Source organism: Saccharopolyspora indica (assembly GCF_027853965.1).
Taxonomy (GTDB): domain Bacteria; phylum Actinomycetota; class Actinomycetes; order Mycobacteriales; family Pseudonocardiaceae; genus Saccharopolyspora; species Saccharopolyspora indica.
In genome coordinates this window covers 431,617-455,560 of record NZ_JAQGLB010000004.1, presented here as the reverse complement: position 1 = coordinate 455,560, position 23,944 = coordinate 431,617, and the positions used below count along the sequence as shown (strand labels likewise).

24 protein-coding genes are annotated in these 23,944 nt (G+C 70.3%); 13 read left to right on the top strand and 11 right to left on the bottom strand.

Going from position 1 to position 23,944, the window contains the following annotated elements; all coding sequences use genetic code 11:
* Positions 1-31: 31 nt before the first annotated feature.
* Entirely contained in the window at positions 32-964 is a 933-nt protein-coding gene (locus OU416_RS12800) for a DMT family transporter (RefSeq protein WP_270927112.1), read from the bottom strand.
* A 178-nt stretch (positions 965-1,142) separates the two neighbouring features.
* Here OU416_RS12800 and OU416_RS12795 point away from each other — a divergent pair, with 178 nt between their 5' ends.
* The 3 genes from OU416_RS12795 to OU416_RS12785 all read left to right on the top strand — a co-directional run bounded on the left by OU416_RS12795 (position 1,143) and on the right by OU416_RS12785 (position 3,358).
* On the top strand, positions 1,143-1,766 hold the full coding sequence (locus tag OU416_RS12795) for a superoxide dismutase family protein (RefSeq protein ID WP_270927111.1): 624 nt from the start codon (positions 1,143-1,145) through the stop codon (positions 1,764-1,766).
* 142 nt (positions 1,767-1,908) lie between these two features.
* Positions 1,909-2,514 (top strand): TetR/AcrR family transcriptional regulator, encoded by a 606-nt coding sequence (locus OU416_RS12790; protein WP_270927110.1) that lies wholly within the window; start codon positions 1,909-1,911, stop codon positions 2,512-2,514.
* Between the two features lie 133 nt (positions 2,515-2,647).
* Entirely contained in the window at positions 2,648-3,358 is a 711-nt protein-coding gene (locus OU416_RS12785) for a YqeB family protein (protein WP_270927109.1), read from the top strand.
* A 211-nt stretch (positions 3,359-3,569) separates the two neighbouring features.
* Here OU416_RS12785 and OU416_RS12780 read toward each other — a convergent pair whose 3' ends face one another.
* Both OU416_RS12780 and OU416_RS12775 read right to left on the bottom strand, forming a co-directional pair.
* Positions 3,570-3,878 (bottom strand): hypothetical protein, encoded by a 309-nt coding sequence (locus OU416_RS12780; protein WP_270927108.1) that lies wholly within the window; start codon positions 3,876-3,878, stop codon positions 3,570-3,572.
* Entirely contained in the window at positions 3,875-4,171 is a 297-nt protein-coding gene (locus OU416_RS12775) for a hypothetical protein (protein ID WP_270927107.1), read from the bottom strand. The genes OU416_RS12780 and OU416_RS12775 overlap by 4 nt, the downstream gene beginning before the upstream one ends.
* A 121-nt stretch (positions 4,172-4,292) precedes the next feature.
* Here OU416_RS12775 and dusB point away from each other — a divergent pair, with 121 nt between their 5' ends.
* The 6 genes from dusB to OU416_RS12745 all read left to right on the top strand — a co-directional run bounded on the left by dusB (position 4,293) and on the right by OU416_RS12745 (position 11,486).
* On the top strand, positions 4,293-5,441 hold the full coding sequence (gene dusB / locus OU416_RS12770; RefSeq protein WP_270927106.1) for a tRNA dihydrouridine synthase DusB: 1,149 nt from the start codon (positions 4,293-4,295) through the stop codon (positions 5,439-5,441).
* A gap of 8 nt (positions 5,442-5,449) precedes the next feature.
* Positions 5,450-5,893 (top strand): hypothetical protein, encoded by a 444-nt coding sequence (locus OU416_RS12765; protein WP_270927105.1) that lies wholly within the window; start codon positions 5,450-5,452, stop codon positions 5,891-5,893.
* Between the two features lie 297 nt (positions 5,894-6,190).
* On the top strand, positions 6,191-7,060 hold the full coding sequence (locus OU416_RS12760) for a GGDEF domain-containing protein (protein WP_270927104.1): 870 nt from the start codon (positions 6,191-6,193) through the stop codon (positions 7,058-7,060).
* A 249-nt stretch (positions 7,061-7,309) separates the two neighbouring features.
* Positions 7,310-9,739, top strand: coding sequence for an LCP family protein (locus tag OU416_RS12755; RefSeq protein WP_270927103.1), 2,430 nt, complete (start codon positions 7,310-7,312; stop codon positions 9,737-9,739).
* Positions 9,740-9,844: 105 nt separating this feature from the next.
* Positions 9,845-10,492, top strand: a complete 648-nt coding sequence (phoU, locus tag OU416_RS12750) for a phosphate signaling complex protein PhoU (RefSeq protein WP_270927102.1) — start codon at positions 9,845-9,847, stop codon at positions 10,490-10,492.
* 151 nt (positions 10,493-10,643) lie between these two features.
* Positions 10,644-11,486 (top strand): helix-turn-helix domain-containing protein, encoded by an 843-nt coding sequence (locus tag OU416_RS12745; protein ID WP_270927101.1) that lies wholly within the window; start codon positions 10,644-10,646, stop codon positions 11,484-11,486.
* 2 nt (positions 11,487-11,488) lie between these two features.
* On the opposite strand, the gene OU416_RS12740 is transcribed toward OU416_RS12745, so the two are convergent.
* Positions 11,489-12,277 carry a helix-turn-helix domain-containing protein gene (locus OU416_RS12740; RefSeq protein ID WP_270927100.1) on the bottom strand — a complete coding sequence of 263 codons (789 nt, stop codon included), beginning with the start codon at positions 12,275-12,277 and terminating at the stop codon, positions 11,489-11,491.
* A 108-nt stretch (positions 12,278-12,385) separates the two neighbouring features.
* Between OU416_RS12740 and OU416_RS12735 the strand changes: the two genes are divergently transcribed.
* A complete protein-coding gene (locus OU416_RS12735; RefSeq protein ID WP_270927099.1) occupies positions 12,386-12,745 on the top strand; it encodes a nuclear transport factor 2 family protein in 360 nt (119 codons plus the stop codon).
* Positions 12,746-13,007: 262 nt separating this feature from the next.
* Positions 13,008-14,699, top strand: coding sequence for a PstS family phosphate ABC transporter substrate-binding protein (locus tag OU416_RS12730; protein WP_270927098.1), 1,692 nt, complete (start codon positions 13,008-13,010; stop codon positions 14,697-14,699).
* Here the strand turns inward: OU416_RS12730 and OU416_RS12725 are convergent, their stop codons facing one another.
* Both OU416_RS12725 and OU416_RS12720 read right to left on the bottom strand, forming a co-directional pair.
* Positions 14,700-15,581: a TIGR03564 family F420-dependent LLM class oxidoreductase gene (locus tag OU416_RS12725; protein WP_270927097.1), complete on the bottom strand. Its 882-nt coding sequence runs from the start codon at positions 15,579-15,581 to the stop codon at positions 14,700-14,702.
* The gene (locus OU416_RS12720) at positions 15,578-16,465 is read right to left on the bottom strand and encodes a zinc-binding dehydrogenase (RefSeq protein WP_270927096.1); all 888 of its coding nucleotides are present in this window, start codon (positions 16,463-16,465) and stop codon (positions 15,578-15,580) included. Before OU416_RS12720 ends, OU416_RS12725 begins: the two co-directional genes overlap by 4 nt.
* 84 nt (positions 16,466-16,549) lie before the next feature.
* Here OU416_RS12720 and OU416_RS12715 point away from each other — a divergent pair, with 84 nt between their 5' ends.
* Complete coding sequence (locus OU416_RS12715) at positions 16,550-17,113, top strand: TetR/AcrR family transcriptional regulator (RefSeq protein ID WP_270927095.1); 564 nt, start codon at positions 16,550-16,552, stop codon at positions 17,111-17,113.
* Between the two features lie 222 nt (positions 17,114-17,335).
* On the opposite strand, the gene pstB is transcribed toward OU416_RS12715, so the two are convergent.
* From pstB to mshD, 5 genes are all read right to left on the bottom strand, one after another.
* The gene (gene pstB, locus OU416_RS12710; protein ID WP_270927094.1) at positions 17,336-18,112 is read right to left on the bottom strand and encodes a phosphate ABC transporter ATP-binding protein PstB; all 777 of its coding nucleotides are present in this window, start codon (positions 18,110-18,112) and stop codon (positions 17,336-17,338) included.
* 11 nt (positions 18,113-18,123) lie between these two features.
* The gene (gene pstA / locus OU416_RS12705) at positions 18,124-19,038 is read right to left on the bottom strand and encodes a phosphate ABC transporter permease PstA (protein ID WP_270927093.1); all 915 of its coding nucleotides are present in this window, start codon (positions 19,036-19,038) and stop codon (positions 18,124-18,126) included.
* A complete protein-coding gene (gene pstC, locus OU416_RS12700) occupies positions 19,035-19,997 on the bottom strand; it encodes a phosphate ABC transporter permease subunit PstC (RefSeq protein WP_270927187.1) in 963 nt (320 codons plus the stop codon). Before pstC ends, pstA begins: the two co-directional genes overlap by 4 nt.
* Positions 19,998-20,166: 169 nt before the next feature.
* Positions 20,167-21,279, bottom strand: a complete 1,113-nt coding sequence (pstS, locus tag OU416_RS12695) for a phosphate ABC transporter substrate-binding protein PstS (RefSeq protein ID WP_270927092.1) — start codon at positions 21,277-21,279, stop codon at positions 20,167-20,169.
* Between the two features lie 222 nt (positions 21,280-21,501).
* Positions 21,502-22,449, bottom strand: coding sequence for a mycothiol synthase (gene mshD, locus OU416_RS12690; protein ID WP_270927186.1), 948 nt, complete (start codon positions 22,447-22,449; stop codon positions 21,502-21,504).
* Positions 22,450-22,611: 162 nt separating this feature from the next.
* On the opposite strand from mshD, the gene OU416_RS12685 reads away from it, so the two are divergent.
* Positions 22,612-23,835 carry an APC family permease gene (locus OU416_RS12685; RefSeq protein WP_270927091.1) on the top strand — a complete coding sequence of 408 codons (1,224 nt, stop codon included), beginning with the start codon at positions 22,612-22,614 and terminating at the stop codon, positions 23,833-23,835.
* Positions 23,836-23,944: the final 109 nt, after the last annotated feature.

Genomic DNA, 23,944 nt, shown 5'->3' with positions numbered 1-23,944 from the left:
AGAAGGATGTGCCGACACCGACGCGTGCCGCTCACCTGCTCGGGCTGGGCTCGACCTCCGGGGCCTCGACGAGCTTCACGCGGCTGACCCGCTCGTGCCAGCCCAGCGCGGCGACCATCACCACCACCAGCACGAACCCGGCCCACTGCGTCGCGCTCAGGTCCGCGCCGAGCACGAACACCCCGACGATCGCCGCCGTCGCCGGGAACGACAGCTCCGCCAACGTCGCCCGCGCCGCGGGCGTGGTGCTCAGACCGACGTAGTACAGGCCCAGCGCCAGCAGTCCGGGGATCAGCGCCAGCAGCACCAGGCCGAACGCGTTGTCCCAGCCGACCGCCACCGGCGAGCCGCTGACCAGCAGGACCACCGCCGCGGCGGGCAGACCGATCGAGAACCGCAGCGCCGTCACGTCCCGCGCCGGGATCCGGCGGCTCACGAACCGGCCCAGCACGGTCCCCGCCGCCCACAGCGCCGCCGCGCCCAGCGCCAGCAGCGCGGGCACCACCTGCGACACCTCGATGTGCAGCGGGTTCTCGAACGCCAGCAACCAGGCCCCGACCAGCGCCGGGACCGCGAACAGGAAGTAGCGCCCGGTCAACCGCTCGCGCAGCAGCGCGAAGGACGCCACCGCGGCGAAGATCGGCTGCAACTTCTGCAGGACCAGCGGCGTCACCGGATCGCCGAACTTGAACGCGGCGGTGAACAGCGCCGTGGCCAACGCCGACGAACCGACGCCGACGGTGATCATCGCGATGCGCTCGCGCGGCCCGCAGGCCAGCAGCGCGCGCCACGCGCGGGGCAGCAGCGGCGCCAGCAGCAGCACGATGATCACGTGCTCCCAGAAGACCACGCTGGCCGAGGGCAGCGTCGTCGCGAGCGGTTGCCGCCACAGCGCATCCGTGCCCCACATCGCGGTGGCCAGCGCCACCAACCAAGTCCGGTCCGCACCCCGCGCCAACGCCATGCCGCCAACCTAACCGCGAATCGATCTCGCATTCGCCCCGGTTCACATGACAGGACACCGCAGGCACCCCGCCCTAGGCTCGATCCGGAGAGCACCCACCTATGCCCGTGGCCGCGAGATCGACATCACGGGCAGAATCAACACCACTACAGCCGGTGATGGATAAGGACGGATACCCATGCCCCAGCAGCGGACCCGACTGCTCAGTTCGATCTTCGGCGCGTGCGCGGCAGCTGCGCTGGTCGCGGGGTGCGGCGGCCAGCCCGAACCCGCCGAGGAGGGCACTCCCGAGGAACACCCCCCGGGCCACGAGCAGACCGCCCAGGCCAAGCACGCGTCCGCGACCTACGGCTCCTTCGCGCCGGACGCCAAGGCGGTCACCTACGACCCGGCCCTGGTCCCGGACGGCGCCAAGGTCGACCTGACCTCCGAGCGGACCAACGGCAACACCAAGATCACCGTCGACCTCAAGGGCCTGGTCCCCGACCGCCAGTACGGCGCGCACGTGCACACCAAGCCCTGCGGCCCGACCGGCGACGACGCGGGCCCGCACTTCCAGGAGAAGGCGGACCCGGTCAAGCCGTCGGTGGACCCGGCCTTCGCCAACCCGCAGAACGAGGTGTGGCTGGACTTCCACACCGACGCGCAGGGCAACGCGACCGCCACGGCGGAGGGCACCTGGTCGTTCGACACCCGCCAGGACGCGAAGTCGTTCGTGATCCACGAGAGCCACACCCACACCGAACCGGGCAAAGCGGGCACGGCAGGCGGCCGCCTCTCCTGCCTCAACGCCGAGTTCTGACCGTCCCCGACCGGGCCGGGCGTCAATTTCGTACGAAATTGACCAGGCCCCCGCGTGATGCGGAGGGCGCTCGCGTGCGGGCGCCCTCTCTTCGGGCCTGATTCTTTAACTGACCGATCAGTTAATCTGCTAGTCTGGCCGCATGGCCCGGACCGCCGATCCCGAACGCGCCGCCGCGCGGCGCGAAGCGATCATGCGCGCCGCGACCGTGCTGTTCGCCGAACGCGGCTTCGAGAGCACTTCGGCCGCCGAGATCGCGAAGGCAGCCGGGCTGAGCTCGGGCAGCGTCTTCTACTACTTCACCGACAAGCGGGCGGTGTTCCGCGCGATCTTCGAGCAGGACCTGCCCGCCACCCGCGAGCTCGTGGCCCGGCACGCCGACGGCGATCCGCTTGCCTCGATCCTGGCGATGGTGGACGCACTGGCCGCGGACGCGATGGACCCGCTGGCCCCCGGCATCCTGGTCGAAATCGTCCGCCAGGTCGGCAAGGATCCCGAACTCGCGCAGGTCATCACCGAGACCGCCGCGATCCAGCACGCGGGCTTCGCGGCGCTGGTCGAACGCGGCATCCGCGCCGGCGCGATCGACCCGGCGCTGGATCCCGGCGAGGCCGCTCAGTGGATCCAGGTCGCCATCGACGGCGCGTTCCTCAACGCCGACCCCGACCACGATCCGCGCCCGATGCTGCGCCGGATGATCACCCGTTTCCTCTCCCGGCCGTGCAACCACGCCGGAGACCACGCATGACACCCCTTGCGTCAGACAAGGGGCAGGAGACGCACCTCAGGGGGACCGTGATGCAACCCAGCCACAAGAAACCGCCAAACGCGAGAACGACACGAAACGCAACCACCACTGAAAAACGCGGAGAGGCGGGACTGTGACCACCACTGAAAATTCCGGAGAGACGGGACAGTCCACCACCACCCTCCGCCTCCAGAGCTCGGTGCTCTGGGCGCTGGTCATCGGCTGCGGCGCCCTGGGCCTCGGCCTGGGCTTCCTGGTCAAACCCCTGGTGAACTGGATCGTCGAGCTGATCGGCGAGGCCCCCGGCCCGCTGCTCCTGGCCGCCGAGCTGCCGACGGTCTGGGCGGTTCCGGTGCTGGCGGTCGTCGGTCTGCTCGCGGGGGCCTGGCTGGCGGCCGAGGCGAAGAAGGAGGCCCTGGAGGTGACCGTCGACCCGGCGGGCGTCCACCTCAAGCAGGACGGCGCCGAGCGGTACCTCCAGCGCGACCGGATCGACGCGGTGTTCCAGGACGGCAAGGAGCTGGTCTTCCTGGACGCGACCACCCGCCAGCTGGCCCGCCACAAGTCGTCGGACCTGTCGAAGGCCCAGGTCCGCGAGGCCTTCGAGCGCTGCGGCTACCCGTGGGCGGGCGCGGCCGACCCGCACGAGAACGAGTTCCGCAAGTGGCTGGACGGCCAGCCGGGCCTGGACGAGGAGGCCAACGGCCTGCTCCGCGCCAGGTCCCGGGCCCTCACCGACAAGCAGCGCGGCGCAGCGGCCGACCTCGCCGACCAGCTCCAAGCGATCGGAGTGGTCCTCCGCGACCGCGACAACACCCAGCAGTACCGCCGCATCCCCGGCTGAGCCAGCTACCGAACATCACACTCGGAGTCGCCGGAGAACAGACGAACCAAAGCTCGCTGCCGCACCGCGGCTTCCTCGGGAGATTCGGGCCTGCCCACTCCGGCCTCTGCGAGCGCACTCCTGATCTGCACAAGCGCCTCCGGATCCGGCTCACCGAACCTGGCCGCATACTCCCGCGCCGCCACCCACGCGTCGGCCAAGCCACCACGCATTACGGATGCGGGCCGATCGTGACGATGGTGATCTGCTCTTCGTCCGGACCGTAGAACCACCAGATTCGCCAGGCCGATGGCGTGTGGTTCTCGACGTACGACTCCCACAACGTGCCGCCGTCCGGTGCGGGCACCGACTGGTAGGCGTGCGAGCGCAGGCCGGGATGACGTGGCCCGGCCTGTTCGAGAAGTCGCAGCGTTTTGCGGACCTTCTTGAACTTCGTCGCGTACTGCTTCTTGGAATACAGGTCCAGCAGGACCTTCTCAGCCTCCGGCTGGTAGATCAGCGTGAACGGCGGGGCACTCACTCGTCGTCGTCATCCTCGTCGGCATCGGCGGTCACCCAAGGCAGCTGCCGCCCCTTGCCCTCCGCCGCCTCAGCGAGGCCGCGAAACAGCGAGGCGCGGAGTTCGGCGTTCTCCCAGACCAGCAGCTCGCGCTTGGGAATGCTCGCCAACGGAGTCAGCAGTATCGCTCCGTCAGCATTCACTGACACAGCGTAGCGATCATCCTTGTGGGCTCCGGCTTTACCCACCGCGACGCGTGCACGCTCATCGGCTGTCACCTCGGCGACCGGCCGGAAATCGTCCAATGCCGTCATATCCCCTCCTAATCTCGCATCCAGCATACGGGGCATGTGGACAAGTGGGCATTACCCCAAATGGGCATGGCGACGCCACCTGCCCCGAGGGGGCTGAAGGTCGTTTCGGGCGTCGGCGACAATGGGGGGCGTGACCGCCACCTTGTCCAAGCCCGCCTTGAAGATCGGCCCGCACCAGGTCGATCCGCCGGTGGTGCTCGCGCCGATGGCCGGGATCACCAACGTCGCCTTCCGACGGTTGTGCCGGGAGTACGGCGCCGGTCTCTACGTGTGCGAGATGATCACCAGCCGGGCGCTGGTCGAGCGGCACCCCAAGACGCTCGAGATGATCACCTTCGACCCCGACGAGCACCCGCGCTCCATGCAGCTCTACGGGGTCGACCCGGTGACCATGGGCAAGGCCGTGCAGATGATCGTCGACGAGAACCTCGCCGACCACGTCGACATGAACTTCGGCTGCCCGGTGCCGAAGGTGACCCGCAAGGGCGGCGGCTCCGCGCTGCCGTACAAGCGGCGGCTGTTCGCCGACATCGTCCAGGCCGCCGTGCGCGCCGCCGAACCGGCCGGGATCCCGGTGACGGTGAAGTTCCGCATCGGCATCGACGACGACCACACCACCTACCTCGACGCGGGCCGGCTGGCCGAGGAGAACGGTGCGGCCGCGGTCGCGCTGCACGGCCGCACCGCCGCCCAGCGCTACTCGGGCACCGCGGACTGGACGGCGATCGCCCGGCTCAAGGAGCACGTCACGACCATCCCGGTGCTCGGCAACGGCGACATCTTCAGCGCCGACGACGCGCTGCGGATGATGGCCGAGACCGGCTGCGACGGCGTCGTGGTCGGGCGCGGCTGCCTGGGCCGCCCGTGGCTGTTCCGCGATCTGCAGGCCGCCTTCGCGGGCGAGCCGATCCCGGAGGGGCCGAAGCTCGGCGAGGTCGCCGGGGTGCTCAAGCGGCACGCCGAGCTGCTGGCCGACCACATGGGCGAGGAGAAGGGCCTGCGCGACCTGCGCAAGCACATGTCGCAGTACCTGCGCGGCTTCCCGGTCGGCTCGGACCTGCGGCACCAGTTCGGCCTGGTGTCCAGCCTCGGGCAGCTGGAGGATCTGCTGGCCGGTCTCGACCCGGACGTGCCGTTCCCGACCGACGCCGAGGGGCCGCGCGGCCGCCAGGGCTCGGCGGGCAAGGTCGTGCTGCCGGAGGGCTGGCTCGACGACCCGGACGACATCACCGTGCCCACCGCGGCGGAGATCGACCACAGCGGAGGCTGACCCTCCCGATGCCGAGAACCGTTGCGCGCGGCCGCTTCCGGCCGATCGTCCTGATCGGAGCGTCGGTGCTCGCGACGGCGTGCGCGGCACCGCCGGAGGAGCCCGCCGCGGTCGGGCTGGTCGAGCGGTACTTCGCGGAGAACAACGCCGCCGCGCGGTCCGGGCCCGCCGCGCAGCAGGAGTTCTTCCGCCGCACGCAGCACCCCGACTTCACCGACCTGAACTGCGACCTCGGCGACATCACGGTGCAGCTGGACGCGGCGATGTCCACCCTGCGCCCCGATCCCGGCTACGCCCCGGACGGGCTGCCGCCGCGCGGTGAGATCTGGGTGGTCGGCGTGGAGGTGACGACCCGGACGGCGGGCACCGTCACCGGCCACCAGATCGGTTCGCAGCACCTCGTCGTGCTCGACGGGCGGCTCCGCGGATTCGCCCCTTGCCCGAACGGATGACTGATTGCGTGATCAAATGCCGGTAACACCGCGGCGGGTCGGCACCGATGAACCAGCAATGCGATGGCGATACTTACGTGTTGCTCTGCTCGTCCGTGCGGGTGGGTCCGTTCCGTTTCGCTTCCGCATCCACCGCGCGCCCGGTACACATCCTAGGCAGCTGGGGATTCGAACGATGCTCGTCAATTCGGGCTGGGCTAGGGGGTCAGCCGGTTGAGCGAATTGGGCGAGAGCCGAGTCAGACCAGCTCAAGCGATGCGTCACACCCGACGACACCACGGACGGGAGGTGAGTGCGATGACCGGACTGCGCAACGGTTTCGCCGGACCAGAACCCCTGCGCGATGGCGAAGCGCCTGTGCTCCCTCCCGGCCCGCGCACCCGCCAGGACCTGGCCAACGGGACCGGGATGGCGGATCTGCACGAATCGATCGCGAACCTGCTGGCCTCGCGGGGCCAGTGGCGCCAGGCCTACCACCACCTGCGCTCGGCGCTGGACCTGCGCTCCAGCGCGGACGTGCCGCGGGTGCCGGAGCAGCTGCGCCACGAGGTCAACCGGCTGCGCCGAGAGCACGCCGAAGCCCGCGAGCAGAGCCTGCGCGACAGCCTCACCGCCAGCTACAACCGCCGCTACCTGGACGAGCGGCTGGCCGACCTGCTCACCGAGCACGCGGGCACCGGTGCCGGGCTCGCCATCGCGCTGGTCGACCTGGACTGGTTCAAGCAGGTCAACGACAACTACGGGCACCTGCTCGGCGACCGGGTGCTGCAACGGGTGGTCGACCTGCTGCAGAAGGCCCTGCCCAGCGGCGCGTTCTGCGCGCGCTACGGCGGGGAGGAGTTCGTGCTCGTGCTGCCGGACATCGAGCCGGCGGGCGCGGTCGCGGTGTGCGAGACCGCCCGCTCCCTGGTGGAGACGTTCCCGTGGTCGCAGATGGCCCCGGGGCTGCGGGTGACGGTCAGCATCGGCGTCGCGCACGAGCACACCGCCAGCGGGCCCGCGCCGGTCTCCGCCGAGCAGCAGTTGATCAGCGCGGACGCGCTGCTCTACGCCGCGAAGCAGTCTGGCCGCAACGCGGTCGCCCACCGCACCGGTTCCGATGTCCGTTTGGCCGGGATTGCCGCCGAGCGACGAGGAACACACCCGCGAAAGGTGGCCGGTTACTGATCGCACCCGATCGGCGTCTCTCGGTGTAATCGAGAGTGTTTGCGCCGGTCAACGGCATAGCACGGTTGGCGGTATATGACGAGACGCCACGAGTGATCGTGCACTGATTGTGAAGAAATTGTCGGTCCTATCGTCAGTTCGGGCGATCGGCCGTACTATCTCGGAGGCGCCGTCCGATACACGTCGGGGGGTATCGAGCGCGTCGGCATCGAGCAGACCGTTGGATTTCACTGGTGGGAGGGAAAACGCGTGCCGCAAGACCCCCGGCATGGCGAAGTCGGGCGCCGGCGTTCCGCCCGCCCGGAACCCGATCCGGAAGACGGCTCCGCCGGAACCGGTCGACGTCGCCGCGCGCTGAGCGAGGACGGCACGGGCGGTACCCGAGTCATAGACCTGCTCTCGAAGCACGGCAAGGCCCCCGGTGGCTCCAACCACCGGCGCGCGGCCGAACCGGAGCCGCCGCAGGCCCAGCAGCCCCGCCGCGCCCGTCCGCCGCAGCCCGCCCCGCCCGCGCCTCAGGAACCGGCAGCGCGCCAGGAACCGGCAGCGCGCCCCTCGGAAGCGGCACCACGCCGCCGCCCGGCCCCCCAGAACCGCCCCAGCGCTCCTCCCGGCTGGACGCCGCCCGCCGCTGCGCGCCCCCCGCAGGCGCCCGCGGGCGAGCCTCGCCGCCGCCAGGACACCCCGCCTCCGCCCAGCCGCCGACCGGCAGCGGGCGGCGCTGCGGCCGCCTTCGCCGGTGGCGCAGCCGCCCGCGGCGGACGCCCGGACGCCCCCGTCGAGCCGCCGATCAACGGCGCCCCCCGCAACGGCGTCCCCGTCGAGGCCCCGCGCGGCAGCGGACCCATCGAGGTCCCCCGCAACGGCGCACCTGCCGAACCCCCGCGCAGCAGCGCACGCCCCGAGGCGCCCGTCGAACCGCCGCGCAACGGCGCTCCCGGCGCCGAGGCCACCCGGATCAACCAGGCCCTGGGCGGCGATGCTCCTGCCAGCCCGCCGCGCCGGATGCGCCGACCGGCTCCGAGCCGCCCGGTGCCGCCCCCGGTCAACGAGGACCTGGAAGCCACCACCCAGCACGCGCCGGTTCCCGCCGCGCCACCGCAGCCCGAGCCCTCGCGCGCCGAGGCCACCTCGGTCGTCTCCCGGCTGAACCCGGAAGACCAGCAGACCACCATCGCCAAGCCCGTCGCGCCCCCCAAGCCCGTCGCGCCGGCGAGCGCCGCCGAGGAGACCGCGATCGTCGCGGCCCCGGACGACCTCTCCGAGCTGGACGAGTTCGACGAACTGGACGACGACCTCGACTCCGACGAGGAGGAGGACGAGGAGCGCGAGGCCGACATCAAGCAGATCGACGCCACGCTCGCCCGGTTCTCCGCGGTGCACGACGAGATCGCCGCCGAGGAGGAGGCCCGCCGCAAGAAGTTCTCCTGGCTGCTCGGCAAGCGCAAGGAGCCCGAGCTCGGCACCGACATGCCGTTCGACTTCACCGAAGGCCGGGACGGATCGTCCCGGATGGAGTGGAAGAAGAAGCAGCGCAAGCGCCGCACCCAGCTGATCGTGGCGGCGGTCGCGGTGGCGGCCTCGCTGTCGGTGTTCCTGACGCTGGGCTTCGCCTGGGGCGCCACCACGTTCTGGGGCCCGTCGTCCATCGCGGCGCTGGACCCGGAGTCGGACTCCATCAAGGAGGTCGCCAAGCAGACCGGCGACCAGAACTTCCTGCTGGTCGGTTCGGACACCCGCGCCGGGGCCAAGCCGGAGGACGGCGTCGGTTCCGAGGACGAGACCGTCGGCGCCCGTTCGGACACCACGATGATCGCGCACATCCCGGCCGACCGGAGCCGCGTGGTCCTGGTGTCCTTCCCGCGCGACCTGCAGGTCGACCTGCCCTCGTGCGAGCGCTGGGACGCCAAGACCGGCCAGTACACCGGCCAGCAGGCGCCCGCGCAGCAGGACGTCCGGCTCAACGAGGCCTACGCGGTGGGCGGTCCGCTGTGCACCACCAAGGTCATCCAGCAGATCTCCGGTCTGCGGGTGGACAGCTTCCTGGGCATCGACTTCAACGGCTTCAAGTCGATGGTGGACGCGGTGCAGGGCGTCGAGATCTGCACCGAGAAGCCCATCGTGGACAGCACCCTGGGCACCGTGATCCCCACCGCGGGCAAGCACACCATCAGCGGTGACCAGGCGCTGAACTACGTGCGCGCCCGGCACGTCGAGGGCGACCCGACCTCGGACTACGGCCGCATGCAGCGCCAGCAGCTGTTCCTGTCGGCGCTGCTGCGCAAGACCACCTCCGGCCAGGTGCTGCTCGACCCGGGCAAGCTGAGCGGCTTCGTCAAGGCCGTCAGCGCGAACACCTTCGGCGAGAACGTCGGCGCCGACCGGCTGATGGACCTGGGCCAGCAGCTGCAGGGTCTGGACCCGAGCCGCGTCACCTTCATCACGGTGCCCACCACGGGCTACGCCAACGACGAGGGCATGGAGGAGCTGCGCGAGGCGGACACCCAGGCGCTGTTCCAGGCGATCCTCGACGACAAGCCGATCATCGCCGACCCGAGCACCAACCAGCCCAGCGGCGGCGGAGCGTCCTTCCGCCAGCAGCCCGCGGACCCGTCGGAGGAACCGCAGGCCCCGACCGGCCTGTCCACGGTCAACGCCGGTACCGACATCTGCGGCTGAGAGCAGGCCCGGAACCGCAACCGGACGGGTTTTCTCATGGCGTGTTAACCCTTGGTTCACCACGGGTCATTCTGTCCGATTACCGGTGGAAGTACCCTGGGTAGCATGCGTGAGGTCTACCAGGAACAGCTCGGCGAGCTCGCCGAAGAACTCGCCTCGATGTCGACCAAGGTCGGCACCGCCATGGAGCGCGCCACCAAGGCACTCCTGGAGGCCGACCTGGAGTTGGCGGAGCAGGTCATCGAGGACGACGCGCAGATCGACGAGGCGCGGGCCCGGGCCGAGGAGCACGCCTTCGGGCTGCTCGCCCTGCAGGCCCCGGTGGCCGGCGATCTGCGGACGGTCATCTCCACCATCCACACCGCCGAGGACCTGGAGCGGATGGGCGACTTGGCGCTGCACGTGGCCAAGACCGCGCGCCGCCGCCACCCGAACGCGGTGCTCCCCGCCGACGTGCAGCCGTACTTCGCCGAGATGGGCCGGGTCGCGGTCAAGCTCGCCGGTCGCGCGGGCAGCGTCATCCAGTCCCAGGACGTGGAGGCCGCGCGCGGGCTGGAGGAGGACGACGACGAGATGGACGACCTCCACCGCCACCTGTTCACGGTGATGATGAGCCCGGACTGGTCGCACGGCGTGGCCGCTGCCGTGGACGTCACGCTGCTCGGCCGGTTCTACGAGCGCTTCGCCGACCACGCGGTGTCGGTGGCTCGCCGGGTGGTGTTCATCGTGACCGGAAAGATGCCGAACAGCTGAGCGGTTCCCGCTGGTCACCGCCGCTGTGACCCGGGAAGTATTAATAGTCGGTCTCAGCACTCGATGCTGTGATCGCCATGTGCGATCCTCGTTCGGGTGAGAACGTACCGAACCGCGGTCGATGAGGTGCGCGGTGCGTAAGAGTCCGACCGTGCACAGACGACGGCTGGGCAGCGAGCTTCGGCGGCTGCGCGAAACGGCGGGCCGCACCCATCGCGAGGTCGCCGCCCACCTGGACTGCTCCCAGGGCAAGATCAGCCAGATCGAACTCGGCCGGGTCCCGGTCCGCACCTCCGACGTGCGGCTGATGGCCGAGTTCTACGGGGCTACCACCGAGCAGCTCGCGGCGCTGGTCGACCTCGCCCAGGACTCCAAGCAGCGCGGCTGGTGGCAGAAGTTCCCGAGCACCGCGCAGCGGCCGGGGCTGCAGACCTACCTCGGGCTGGAGACCTCGGCCAAGGCGGTGAGCTGCTACGGCGCGGACCCGCTGCCGGAGCTGCTGCAGACCGCGGACTACAGCCGCGCGCTGCTGGCCGCGGACGCGCGCGAGCACACCCCGGAGGAGCTGCAGGAGCAGCTCACGGTGATCTCGACGCGCCAGCAGCGGTTGCTCGGGGAGCAGCCGCTGGAGCTGTGGGCGGTGCTCGACGAGTCGGCGCTGCGGCGCGCGGTCGGCGGCCCCGGGGTGATGCGCCAGCAGCTGGAGCACCTCGTGCTGCTCGGCTACCGGCGCAACGTCACGCTCCAGGTGCTGCCGTTCCGGGTGGGCGGCCACCCGCTGATGGCCGACCGCATCGCGGTGTTCTCCTTCCCCGACGAGGCCGACCCGCAGGTGGTGCACCTGGGCGACTCGGCGAACTCGCGCTTCCTGGACAAGGCCGCGGACACGGCGGACTACCTCAAGGCGTTCGAGCAGGTCTGCGCCCGGGCCCTCAACCCGAAGGACTCCAGCGCCTTCATCTCCGCGATCGCCGACGAATCCGCGGCGGCCTGAGTTCAGCGGTTCCGCAGGAAGTCCATCGTGGACCGGTCGGCGGGGAAGAAGGACTCGATCGCCAGCTCGGCGACCGTGACGTCGAGCGGCGTGCCGAAAACCGTTGTGGTGCTGAAGAACGACAGCTCCGCTCCGCCGCGGCGGAAGCGCAGCGGCACCACGACGTCTCCGGCGCCGGGCAGTTCCACTTCGGGTTCCGGCTGGTCGCACGGGTAGTCGCGGAGTTCCGCGTGGAGGTCGCGCAGCACCGGGTCACCCGTCGCGGCGGCCTGGCGGTGCAGCCTGCCGAGGACGTGCGCGCGCCATTCGCCCAGGTTGACGATGTTCGGGGCCAGGCCCGCCGGGTGCAGGCTCAGCCGCAGCACGTTCACCGGTGGGGCCAGCAGCTCCGCCGCCGCGCCGTCCAGGAAGAGCCCGGCGCTGTCGTTGCCGTCGATGAGGTGCCAGTGCCGGTCGACCACCAGCGCCGGGTTCGGCTCGTGCCCGGCCAGCACCTGCCGCAGCGCCGCGAGCACCGCGGCGAGCTCGGGCGCGTCCAGCGAGCCGTTCGGGTAGGCGGGCGCGTAGCCGCCGGCCAGCAGCAGACCGTTGCGCTCGCGCAGCGGGACGTCGAGCTGCTCGCTGAGCCGCAGGATCATCTCCTTGGTCGGCTTGGAGCGGCCGGTCTCCACGAAGCTGAGGTGCCGGGCGGAGATGTCGGCGTCCAGCGACAGCTGGAGCTGGCTCAGCCGCCTGCGCTCGCGCCATTCCCGCAGCAGCGCGCCCACCGGGCGCGGTTCCACCGTCGTCACACCACGACAGTAGCCACCGCCGCCATTACCTCCGGGGTAATCGACGCGATGACCTCGGCGCAGCAAGCTGGTGCACGTCGAAAGCCCGTGCAACGAGAGGGAAACCCGATGAACACCGAACTGCTCGACCGCTACATCGCCGCCTGGAACGAGCGCGACGCGGACAAGCGCCGGGCCGCGGTCGACGCGCTCTGGGCACCGGAGGGCACCTACACCGACCCGCTGGCCGAGGTCCGCGGCCGCGAGGCGATCGACGCGACGATCGCGGCGGTGCAGGCCCAGTTCCCGGACTTCGCCTTCCGCCCCGGCGCGCTCTTCGACGCCCACCACGACATCGCCCGCTTCACCTGGGAGCTGGGCCCGGTGGGCGGTGAAGCGGTGGTGATCGGCTTCGACGTAGCAGTGCTCGACCCCAACGGCCAGATCCAGCACGTCCACGGCTTCCTCGACAAGATCCCCACCACCTGATCGAGCCCCGGTGAAGGGCACCTTTCAGCAAGTAAGTTGCCTAAAGGTGCCCTTCACCGGTGACGTCCACCCGTTCGTGGAGGGGTGAAGGGCACCTTTCGCCAAGTTAGCTGGTGAAAGGTGCCCTTCACCTGCCACCTGTTCGAGTGGTGCCAACATTGGGTGAACAGCAGCTGACGGCTCACCGCCGGGCAACCCGAAACCCCTTCAGGATCATTAGATTGACGTTCCCAGTTGATCTGCAGCTCAGGGGGAGCGGGTCATGGCGGACATGGATTCCTGGAACCTGGTCCTGGCGGCGCTCGGCGTGCTCGTCCCGATCTTCCTCGGGCTGTACGAGTTCGCCATCGCCGGGCGCAAGCGGCTCGGCTACCGGATCCAGATGGACACCATCGGCGGCAGCGGGGCCAGCCTCTCCTCCCCGGACGCCGGGGCGCTGGAGCGGCTGGTGCACGGGGAGAACGCCGAACCGCTGAAGGCGCCGTCCTTCATGCTGCTGCGCGTCGAGAACTACGGCACCACCAACATCACGCCGGAGGACTACGCAGTTCCCAACAACGATCCCGTCGGGATCCGGGTGAAGTTCCCCGGCCGGCGGGTCGCCGGGATGGTGATCACCGAGCTCAGCGACGAGGGCCTGGCGCCCAACTTCACGCGGGAGAACGGCCTCCGCGTGGTGGACGACGTCATCGAGCTGCCCCGCGTGTCGCTGAACCCCTACCAGCACTACAAGGTCCTGGCGGTGCTGGACCGGCTGCCCGAGACGCTCAACTCGCCGGAGCTGATCAAGGAGCCGGAGGTCATCGGCGGCATCAAGGGCGGCGTGGCGCGGCGGCTCTTCCACAACGGCCTGCTGGGCCGCAAGGCCAAGAACGTCGGCACGTTCGGGATCATCAAGGAGACCCGCAGCGAGCGGCTGTCCACCCGGCTCGTGGTGGTGCTCAGCACCTTCCTCGTGTCGATCATCCTCGTGCAGTACGTGGTCTCGCAGTACCGGTCGACCGCTCCGCTGGACTGCGCGACGGGCCACCTGGAGGTCGTCGGTTCGACGGCTTTCGCACCCGCGCTCGCGGATGCCGAAGCGCTGTACGAGAAGACCTGCCCGGGCGCCACCATCGACGTCAACACGACCGGCAGCGGCGCGGGCCTGTCGGTGCTCAACGACGAGGGCAACCAGCTGAACAGGGCCAAGTTCGAGGCCGGCGAGGGAGATTTCGCCAGCCCGGAGGTCATCGCCTTCTCCGACGGGCCGAAGAGCGGGGACTACCCGCTGCTGCTGCCGCAGCCGGTGGCGTTCTCGCTGTTCAGCGTGGTGGCCAACCCGGAAGCCGCGGTGCAGGACCTCTCCGGCGATCAGATCCGGCGGATCTACGCCGGGGAGATCACCGAGTGGGGCGAGGTCGGCGGCAAGCCCGGCCTGCCGATCAGGCTGGTGAGCCGCGATTCCAACTCCGGGACCAGGAAGGCCTTCGAGAAGCACGTGCTCGACCCCGACCCCTCCGACGAGGTGCCGGGCCGCGAACCGCGCATCACCTCCGACGACTGCCTGGTGTTCGACCCGGGCGTGGCCCCCGCGCGGTGCGAACGGGATTCCACCGCCGCCCTGCTGGCGAAGGTGGCGACCACGCCCGGAGCGCTCGGCTACGCCGAAGCGCAGGCCACGGTCGGCCGCGACGACCTGGTCCGGCTCCGGATCGGCGGTCAGCCCGCGACGCTGGAGGGCGCCGACCAGGGCACCTACCCGTTCTGGGAAACGGTGTACGGGTACACCTACAGCGAGCCGAAACCGGATTCGGTCGCCGCCAGCTTCCTGCGCTACCTGACCAACCAGGTGGGCAAGGACATCGTGCGCTCCCAGGGCCACCGCGCGTGCGCTGATCTGGAGAACCCGATGTCCTGCCAACCGGAACTGCCCACCGGCCAGCAGGCGGCAGCCGATCCCGGGAGCAGGTGATCAGCGCTCGGTCAGCGCTGCCAGCACCTCTCGGGTCCGCTGCTGCTCGGCGGCGGTCCCGAACGGAACCGCGACGAGTTCGGTGGCCCCGGCCTCGGCGTACCGGCGCAACGACCGCTCCACCTCGTCCCCGATCACCGCGACGTCCTCCGGCCCGGCGAGGCCCTGCCGGTCCAGCATCGCGCGGTAGGCGGGCAGCTCCCCGGCCGCGGCCAGCTGCTCGGCGAACCGGGCACGCGCATCGTCCACTTCGGACGTCACGCACACCGAGACCACCGCGACCACCCGGGGACGCTCGGCAACGGCGCTGATCGTCGGCACGATGTGCTCGTCGAGCGCCCGCGGCCCGGCCCACAGCGCGATCGTCCCGTCGGCGAGCTCACCGGCGATCCGCAGCATCACCGGCCCGAGCGCCGACACCAGCAGACCAGGCGGCGCTGCCGGAACGTCGACGCGACCGGTGGCGCGCAGAGCCGCGCCGCGGTGGTCCACGGATTCGCCGCGCAGCAGCGGCCGGAGCGCGGTCAGGTACTCCCGGACGTGCCTGGCCGGTTTGTCGTAGGAGCAGCCGAACCGCTCCTCGACGATCACCCGGTGGCTCGGCCCGATGCCGAGATCCAGGCGGCCTCCGGTCACGCCCTGCACGGTCAGCGCTTGCGCGGCCAGCGCCAGCGGATGCCGCGGGTAGGTCGGCACGATCGCGGTGCCGAGCCGGATGCCGGGCACCTCCGCGCCCAGCACGGCCAGCGCGGTCAACGCGTCCCAGGAATCGCGCTGCCCCAGCCAGATCGACCTGAACCCGGCCGCGGCCGCCGCGCGAACATCGCTCAGCAACTCGCTCCAGGTGCGCCCGTGCTCCTCGATGCAGAGCCCGATCTTCACGTCAGCTCCAGCACTGCCTTGCCGCGGACGTCGCGGCGCAGCAAGGCGCTCGCCGCCGCTTCGACGTCCTCCCAGGAACCGCGATGACCGACTTCCGGGGAAAGCCGCCCCGACGCCAGCAGACCGGCCAATGCGGCCAGATCTTCGGCCGGTGCGCTGACGTCGCCGAAGGTGTTCAAGGACTTCGACGGGCCGACGGCGAAGATCGAGTAGGGCTCGAAGACGGCGGGTTCGCCGGAGGTCCAGCCGATGTTCTGCACGCTGCCGCCGAGCTTCACCAGGTCCCAGGCGTCGACCAGCAGCCGCCCGCCCACGTTGTCCAGCACCAGGTCGACCGGTGCCACGCCGGACAGCTCGGACACGACCTCGTGCGCCCCCAGCTCGGCCAGCCCCTCCGGCCGGTTGGCCTGCGCGACGACGTGCGCACCGCCGATCGCCGCCAGCTGCACGGCGTACCGCCCGACCCCGCCGGACGCCCCGGTGATCAGCACCCGCTTGCCGAGGATCGGCGCGGTCCGCAGCGTCCGGAGCGCGGTCAGGCCCGCCATCGGCAGCGCGGCGGCGTCGGCGAGGTCGACCGAGTCCGGCACCTCGGCGACCGCGTCCGCCCCGACGACCATGCGCTCGGCCCAGGCACCGGCACCGAAAGCGATCACCCGCGCTCCGACCGGTGGACTCCCGGCTGCCGCCCGGAGCACGACACCGGCCGCGTCGTAGCCGTGCACGGTGCCCGGCTCGCGGCGGGTGGCGAACGCGATCTCGCCGTGGTTGAGCGAGATGTGGCCGACGTCGAGCAGCACCTCGCCCGGCCCCGGTTCGGGATCCGGGACCTCGCCGATGCGCAGCCCGGCGGGCGCCGCCGGGTCGACTACCAGTGCTCTCACGCTTCCTCCTCAACAACCGGACTACCGGTCCGGTTAGATGACGGTAGCATAGGCGGACCGACAGTCCGGTTGATCGGAGGAGACGTGCCCAGGCAGGAACGAGCCGACGCCGCGCGCAACCGCCAGGCGGTGCTGGCGGCGGCCGAACGGCTCCTGACCGAACGCGGCGGCGACCACGTGTCGCTGGACGCGGTGGCGGCCGAAGCCGGCGTCGGAAAGGGAACGGTGTTCCGCCGCTTCGGCAGCCGCGCGGGCCTGATCAAGGAGCTCCTGGAAGAACGCTCCCGGACGCTGCGCGAGAACGTCACCGACGGCCCGCCACCGCTGGGCCCCGGAGCTCCGCCGCGCGAGCGGCTGCTGGCGTTCCTGGCCGATCTGACGACGATCGGCGAGCAGAACGCCGCGCTGCTCTCAGCGCACGAAGCCTCCTGCGGCGACCACAAGCACGAAGACCCCAGCTACCGCTTCTGGGCCCAGCACATCGCGACCCTGATCGCCGCGGAGCGCCCGGACCTGGACGCGGACTTCCTCAGCCACGCGCTCCTGGCCACCTTCGACGCGGACCTGATCCGCCACATGCAGCACGAGGGCAAGTCCTTCACCACGGCAGTCCAAGCCCTGGCGGCCTCCCTGCTCGACGCCCGCTGACCAGCGCCCCGCCGAGCATGCGAGGTGGCCGGCACCGCCATCGGCTCCGTTTCACCTGGTCAGTGCCCGTGAGTGTTTTGGGGGGTTATAGCACCACAAAACACTCACGGGCCCCCACCAGCCGCAACGGGGCGCGGGAAGGCGATTTCTCGCGAAACCGGCCCTGAACGTGCGAAGGGGCGGCGATTTCGCGAGAAATCGCCGCCCCCGCACCGGAACCGATCAGCCGAAGCGGCCGGAGATGTAGTCCTCGGTGGCCTTCTGGGTCGGGTTGGAGAAGATCTTGCCCGTCTCGTCGATCTCCACCAGCTGGCCCGGCTCGCCCACCGCGCGCAGGTTGAAGAACGCGGTCTGGTCGCTCACCCGCGCCGCCTGCTGCATGTTGTGGGTGACGATGACGATCGTGTAGTCCTGCTTGAGGTTGGAGATCAGGTCCTCGATCGCCAGCGTGGAGATCGGGTCCAGCGCCGAGCAGGGCTCGTCCATCAGCAGCACGTCCGGGCGCACCGCGATGGCTCGCGCGATGCACAGGCGCTGCTGCTGACCACCGGAGAGGCCGCCGCCCGGCTTGTTCAGCCGGTCCTTGACCTCTTCCCACAGGTTCGCGCCGCGCAGCGCGCGCTCGGCGACCTCGTCGAGCTTCTTCTTGTTCTTCTCCCCGGCCAGCTTCAGCCCGGCCACCACGTTGTCCCGGATGGACATCGTCGGGAACGGGTTCGCGCGCTGGAACACCATGCCGATGGTCTTGCGCACCTGCACCGGGTCCACGTCGTTGGCGTAGATGTCCTCGCCGTCGAGCAGCACCTTGCCCTCGACGCGGGTGCCGGGGATGACCTCGTGCATCCGGTTCAGCGACCGCAGCACGGTCGACTTGCCGCAACCGGACGGGCCGATGAACGCGGTGACGCTGCGGGCGGGCACCTGCAGCGTCACGTCCTGCACGGCGTGGAACTTGCCGTAGAACAGGTTCAGGTCCTTGATGTCGAGACGCTTGGCCATGTTTGAGGTCCCTACTTCGTCTTGATCGCGAACAGCTTCGACAGCAGCGACGCGACGAGGTTGATCAGCATGATGACGACCACGAGGGTCAGCGCGGCGCCCCACATGCGGTAGTCACCGGCCGGCGTACCGGTGCTGCGCTCCATGTAGATGGCCAGCGGCAGCGACGCCAGTTCGCCCTGGAACAGGTTGAAGTTGATCGAGCTGGAGTAGCCGACCAGGATCAGCAGCGGTGCCGTCTCGCCCAGCACGCGGGCCAGACCGAGCATCACACCGGTCAGGATGCCCGACAGCGCCGTGGGCAGCACGATCTTCATGATCGTCTTCCACTTCGGCAGGCCGAGCGCGTAGGCCGCCTCGCGCAGCTCGTCCGGCACGATCAGCAGCATCGTCTCGGTGACCCGGACGACCACCGGGATCATCAGCAGCAGCAGCGCCAGCGCCACCGCGAAGCCGCTGCGGGTGAAGCCGAAGGTGGTGATCCACAGCGCGTAGATGAACAGGCCGGCCACGATCGACGGCAGACCGCTGAGGATGTCCACCATGAACGTGGCGACCTTCGCGAACCGCGACTCCCGCCCGTACTCGACCAGGTAGACGCCGACCATGATGCCCAGCGGCACCGAGATGACCAGGCAGACCAGGCCTTCGAGCAGGGTGCCGACCAGCGCGTGGTAGATGCCGCCGCCGAAGTCGTTGGGCAGCAGGCCGTTGAACGAGTGCGACCACCAGGTCGCGCTGAGCACCGGCTTGAGGCCGCGCTCCAGCAGCGTCCACAGCACCCAGAGCAGCGGGACCACGGCGATCACGAACGCCGCGGCGAACAGCGTGGTGGCCAGGTTGTTCTTGAACTTGCGCGCGAAGCTGATCCGCTGGAACGCCGGTGGCGTGGCCAGCTGCTCCACGTCAGCGGTGTCGGTCCTCATGCTTTCCCCTTACCGCTGGCGCTCTCGATCCAACGCGCGACGGCGTTGACGGCGAAGGTGATGATGAACAGCACCAACCCGGCCGCGATGTAGGCGCCCACCTGCATGTTGTTGTTGAACTCGGCGGAGCCGAGCGCGATCTTGGAGGCGAAGGTGGCACCGGCGTCGAAGATGCTGTAGCCGGGCGGGGCGGTGGTGGAGCTGAGGATGATGGTCAGCGCCATCGTCTCGCCCAGGGCGCGGCCCAGGCCGAGCATCGAACCGCCCATGAAACCGTTGCGGCCGAACGGCCACACCGTGGTCCGCACGACCTCCCACTGGGTGGCGCCGAGCGCGAGCGCGCCCTCGATCTGCTGGTTCGGCGTCCGCGAGAAGACCTCGCGGGTGACGCCGGTGATCGTCGGGATGATCATCACGGCGAGCACGATCCCGGCGGTGAAGATGTCCGTGCCCAGGCCCATCGGGGTCACGTTGCCCTGGGCGAAGAGCGGGATCCAGCCGAGGTACTCGTTGAGCCACAGGGCGACCGGCCGCAGCACCGGGCCCAGGACCAGGAAGCCCCACAGGCCGTAGACGACCGACGGCACCGCGGCCAGCAGGTCGACGATGTAGGCGAAGGGCCGCGCCAGGCTGCGCGGGGCGTAGCGGGTGAGGAACAGCGCGATCCCGCAGGACAGCGGCATCGCGATGACCAGCGCGACCAGCGAGCTGGCCACGGTCACCCAGGCCAGGTCGAGGATGCCGAACTTGAGGTTGTTCGGATCGCGGGTGTCCCATTCCCGGCTGAACAGGAAGTTGACCTCGTTGACCTGCAACGAGGGGATCGCGCGGATCAGCAGGAAGATGCCGATCGCCGCGATCAGGGCGACCACGAAGGCACCGGAGGCGGTGGCGATCGAGGAGAACACCCGGTCGCCGAGTCGGTGCGTCTTGCCCGCGGAGGTGTCGGGAGCGGAAATGGGAGCCTCCGGTCCGGAACTAGGCGCCGAAGCGCCCCGCGGGGCACCGGGGTCGGTGTCCGCGGGGCGCTGATCGGCTCTGGTCGAGTCGGTCACTGCTGCTTGCAGCCTCTCACTTCGTAGATTCGACCCGTTGTTCGCCCAGGTTCGGTGCGACCCGGGTTACTCATCAGGAGATGGCGTTGACGGCCTCGGTGACCTTGGCCTTGAAGCCCTCCGGCAGCGGCACGTAGCCGGCGTCCTGCAGCTGCTGGGCGTCGGCGTTGGCGGCGACCGTCAGGAACGCCTTGACCGCCTTCGCGGTCTCCGCGTCGTAGCCCTTGGAGCAGACGATCTCGTAGGTGTTGAGGACGATCGGGTAGACCCCGGCGGCCTTGTTGCCGTAGATCGAGTCGAGGTTGACGCGCAGGTCGTGGCCCTCGCCCTCGATCTGGGCGCCGTCGATGGCCTTGCCGACGTTCTCGGTGGTCAGCTCGACCGGGCCGGCACCGCTGTCGATCTTGGCCTGGCCCAGCTGGAGGTTCTTGGCGAACGACCACTCGACGTAGGTGATGGCACCCGGGGTGGCCTTCACCGACTGCGCGACCTGGTCGCTGCCCTCGCGGCCCTGGCCGACGCCCTGGCCGCCCTGGAAGGTCTTGCCCTTGCCGGTCCAGGCGCCGCCGGTGGCGGTGCTCAGGTACTTCTGGAAGTTGTCGGTGGTGCCCGACTCGTCCGAGCGGAAGAACGGCACGATGGCGGTGGACGGCAGCTGCGCGTTCGGGTTCAGCGCCTTGATCGCCGGGTCGTCCCACGTCTTGATCTGACCCTGGTAGATCTTGCCGATCACGTCGGCGTTCAGGGTGAGGTCCTGGACGCCGTCCAGGTTGTAGGCGATGGCGACCGGGCCGAACACCATCGGGAGGTTCCAGGCCGGGTTGCCCTGGCAGCGCTGAGCGGCCGCGGCGACCTCGCCCTTCTCCTCGTTCAGCGGCGAGTCGGAGCCGCCGAAGTCGACCTGGCCCGCGGTGAAGGCGGCCACGCCCTTGCCGGAACCGGACTTGGTGTAGTTGACGTTCTGCCCCTGGCACTTCATGCCGTAGTCGCGAGCGAAGACGTCGACCGCGTTCTTCTGCGCCGAGGAGCCCTCACCCGAAACCGGCTTGGTGCCGCACTCGACCTGCAGTGCGTCCAGAGCCGGGTTGCCGCCCCCCTGAGCGTTCTGGTCGGAGCCGCAGCCGGCGAGCACGAGCGCGCCCGCGGCGAGAACGGCGAACGCAGCGCTGTGCCGCTTGATCTTCACTTCGTTCCTCCACTCGGAAAAACCTGCGGTTGCGCGGTCGAGCCCTGGTCGGCCCGTGCTCTGTCGCCGCGCACCGGGGACGTTAAGGAGCCGGGGTGGACACCCCTCACCATCCAGGTGAACGGGAGGTGAACAAGGCACGCTTAGTAAGGAGACGCACATACCTTCGGGGGAACAAAGGCGCGAAACCGGGGAGTAACGGTGACGCACAGCACGGGACGATCATCGCCCGAATTGCACGTCCACATCCCATTTACCGAACCCCAATCGCTGGTACACCTTCACCGCCGGTGCGTTGTCCGCTTCGACGTAGAGCATCACCTGGCGGCAACCAGTGTCGCTCAGGTGTCGTAGTCCGGCCACTGTGAGTGACCGTCCCAGCCCGCCGCCTTGCGCGTCCGGGTCCACCCCGACGACGTAGACCTCACCCATCCCGTCGGGATGCACCTTCGTCCAGTGGAATCCGAGCAGCTCATCGCGGTCGTCGACGGCGAGGAAGAACCCGTTCGGGTCGAACCAGTCCTCGCGCTCCTTCGCCCGCAGGTCCTGCTCGGTCATGGCGCCCTGCTCCGGGTGCCAGGAGAACGCCCGGTGGTTGACCGCCACCACGGCGGCCTCGTCGTGGTCCGGCCGGAAGGTGCGCAGCCGCGCGCCCTCGCGCAGCTCGACCTCCGGCAGCTCCGGCTCGGCGAGCTCGCGGCCCATCCGCCACAGCTCGCGGGGCCGGTCGAAGCCGTACCGCTCGGCCAGCCGCACCGCGCCCGGGAGCTCGCCGTGCGACCAGATCCGCAGCCGCGCCGTGTCCGGGGCGGGTTCGGCGGAGAGCTCCGCGCGGTCCAGCAGCGCCTCGACCAGGCGCGCACCGGCACCCCTGCGCCGGTGGTCGGGATCCACCGCCAGCTCGGCGACCAGCTGGCCGGTGGTCTTCTCGTGCTCGGTGTCCAGGTGCGCGTACCCGATGAGGCTGCCGCCCGCGTCGCGCAGCACGAAGTGCTCGGAGCGCACGTCGGCCTGCACCGGCTCGATCTGGTGGACGACGTCGCGGTGCGCCTTCAACCGCAGGATCACGTGCTCGCCGACGGGAGCGACCCCGTCGGCGGCCGCTGTCTTGTCGAGCAGGCCCATGACCTCGGCCGCTTCACTGCTGTCCAGTCCATTACGCCATGTCAGCTGCACGCCCCGACGTTACCCAGCTTCTCGGCGAACAACGCGTGAAGAGGGGCTCCGGAGGTGGTTTTTCCAGGTAGCGTCCCGTGAGTGTTTTGAGGGGCTATGGCACCACAAAGCACTCACGGACGCTGAACTGCGGAAACGGATCGCCAGGAGTGCCGCGTGACCCAGCTCCACCGCCGCCTGACCACCACCGACGCCGTGGTGATCGGGCTCGGCTCGATGATCGGCGCGGGCCTGTTCAGCGCGTTCGCCCCGGCCGCGGCAGCGGCCGGCTCGGCGCTGCTGATCAGCCTGCTGCTGGCCGCGATCATCGCGTTCTGCAACGCGAGCAGCTCGGCCGCGCTGGCCGCCCAGTACCCGGCCGCGGGCGGGACCTACGTGTACGGCCGGGAGCGCCTCGGACCGTTCTGGGGCTTCCTCGCCGGCTGGGGCTTCGTGATCGGCAAGACGGCCTCCTGCGCGGCGATGGCGCTGACCGCAGCCGAGTACCTCCTCCCCGCGCACGCCAAGCCCGCCGCCGCGGCGTTCGCCGCGGCTCTGGGCGCGGTGAACTGCGTCGGCATCACCCGCACCGCGAAGCTCGCTCGCATCCTGCTCGCGCTCACGCTCGCCGCGCTCGCAGCTTCGCTGCTCGCGGTGTGGCTCGGCGGCGCCTCGGCTGCCGCCTCGGCGCTGCCGCCTGCGCCGCTGGGCGTGCTGCAGGCCGCTGGCCTGCTCTTCTTCGCTTTCGCGGGCTACGCCCGCATCGCGACTCTCGGCGAGGAGGTCCGCGATCCGCAGCGCACGATCCCCCGCGCGATCCCGATCGCGCTCGGGATCGTGGTGTGCCTGTACTTCGCGGTGGGGAGCACGCTGCTGGTCGCGCTCGGCCCTGATCTCGCGACGTCGTCGGCACCGCTGGCCGACGCGGTGCGCGCGGGCGGTCTGCCGCAGCTCGCGCCGTTCGCCGTGATCGGTGCCGGGCTGGCGGCGCTGGGCGCCCTGCTCGCGCTGCTCGCCGGAGTCGGCCGGACGACGCTGGCGATGGCGCGGGGACGCGATCTGCCCGCTCCGCTCGCCGCGATCCACCCGCGCTTCGCCACCCCGCTCCGCGCGGAGCTGCTGATCACGGCTGCGGTGGTGGTGCTGGTGCTGGTCACCGACCTGCGCGGCGCGATCGGCTTCTCGTCGTTCGGGGTGCTGGGCTACTACGCGATCGCCAACGCCTCGGCGCTCACCCTGCCTCGCGAGCAGCGCTGGTTCCCCCGCGCTCTCCCGGCGCTCGGCCTCGCGGGCTGCGCGGTCCTCGCCTTCGCGCTGCCCTGGACATCGGTCCTGGCCGGTCTGATCTGCTTCGCGATCGGCGCCGCGATCTGGGCCTGGCGCCAGCACCGCGAGGCCTAGGCGGGCACGGCACGCCGACACCTGTGGACAGTTCCGCCGCCACTGTGGAGAACTCACGCGATTTCAATGGAAATCAGACGTCTGATTTCCATTGAAATCGCGTCCGATC

Excerpts from the sequence above, each read along its gene's own strand:
- OU416_RS12800 (WP_270927112.1), bottom strand. The coding sequence starts at position 964 with ATGGCGTTGGCGCGGGGTGCGGACCGGACTTGGTTGGTGGCGCTGGCC.
- OU416_RS12795 (WP_270927111.1), top strand. The coding sequence starts at position 1,143 with ATGCCCCAGCAGCGGACCCGACTGCTCAGTTCGATCTTCGGCGCGTGC.
- OU416_RS12790 (WP_270927110.1), top strand. The coding sequence starts at position 1,909 with ATGGCCCGGACCGCCGATCCCGAACGCGCCGCCGCGCGGCGCGAAGCG.
- OU416_RS12775 (WP_270927107.1), bottom strand. The coding sequence starts at position 4,171 with ATGACGGCATTGGACGATTTCCGGCCGGTCGCCGAGGTGACAGCCGAT.
- dusB (WP_270927106.1), top strand. The coding sequence starts at position 4,293 with ATGGGGGGCGTGACCGCCACCTTGTCCAAGCCCGCCTTGAAGATCGGC.
- OU416_RS12765 (WP_270927105.1), top strand. The coding sequence starts at position 5,450 with ATGCCGAGAACCGTTGCGCGCGGCCGCTTCCGGCCGATCGTCCTGATC.
- OU416_RS12760 (WP_270927104.1), top strand. The coding sequence starts at position 6,191 with ATGACCGGACTGCGCAACGGTTTCGCCGGACCAGAACCCCTGCGCGAT.
- phoU (WP_270927102.1), top strand. The coding sequence starts at position 9,845 with ATGCGTGAGGTCTACCAGGAACAGCTCGGCGAGCTCGCCGAAGAACTC.
- OU416_RS12735 (WP_270927099.1), top strand. The coding sequence starts at position 12,386 with ATGAACACCGAACTGCTCGACCGCTACATCGCCGCCTGGAACGAGCGC.
- OU416_RS12730 (WP_270927098.1), top strand. The coding sequence starts at position 13,008 with ATGGCGGACATGGATTCCTGGAACCTGGTCCTGGCGGCGCTCGGCGTG.
- pstB (WP_270927094.1), bottom strand. The coding sequence starts at position 18,112 with ATGGCCAAGCGTCTCGACATCAAGGACCTGAACCTGTTCTACGGCAAG.
- pstA (WP_270927093.1), bottom strand. The coding sequence starts at position 19,038 with ATGAGGACCGACACCGCTGACGTGGAGCAGCTGGCCACGCCACCGGCG.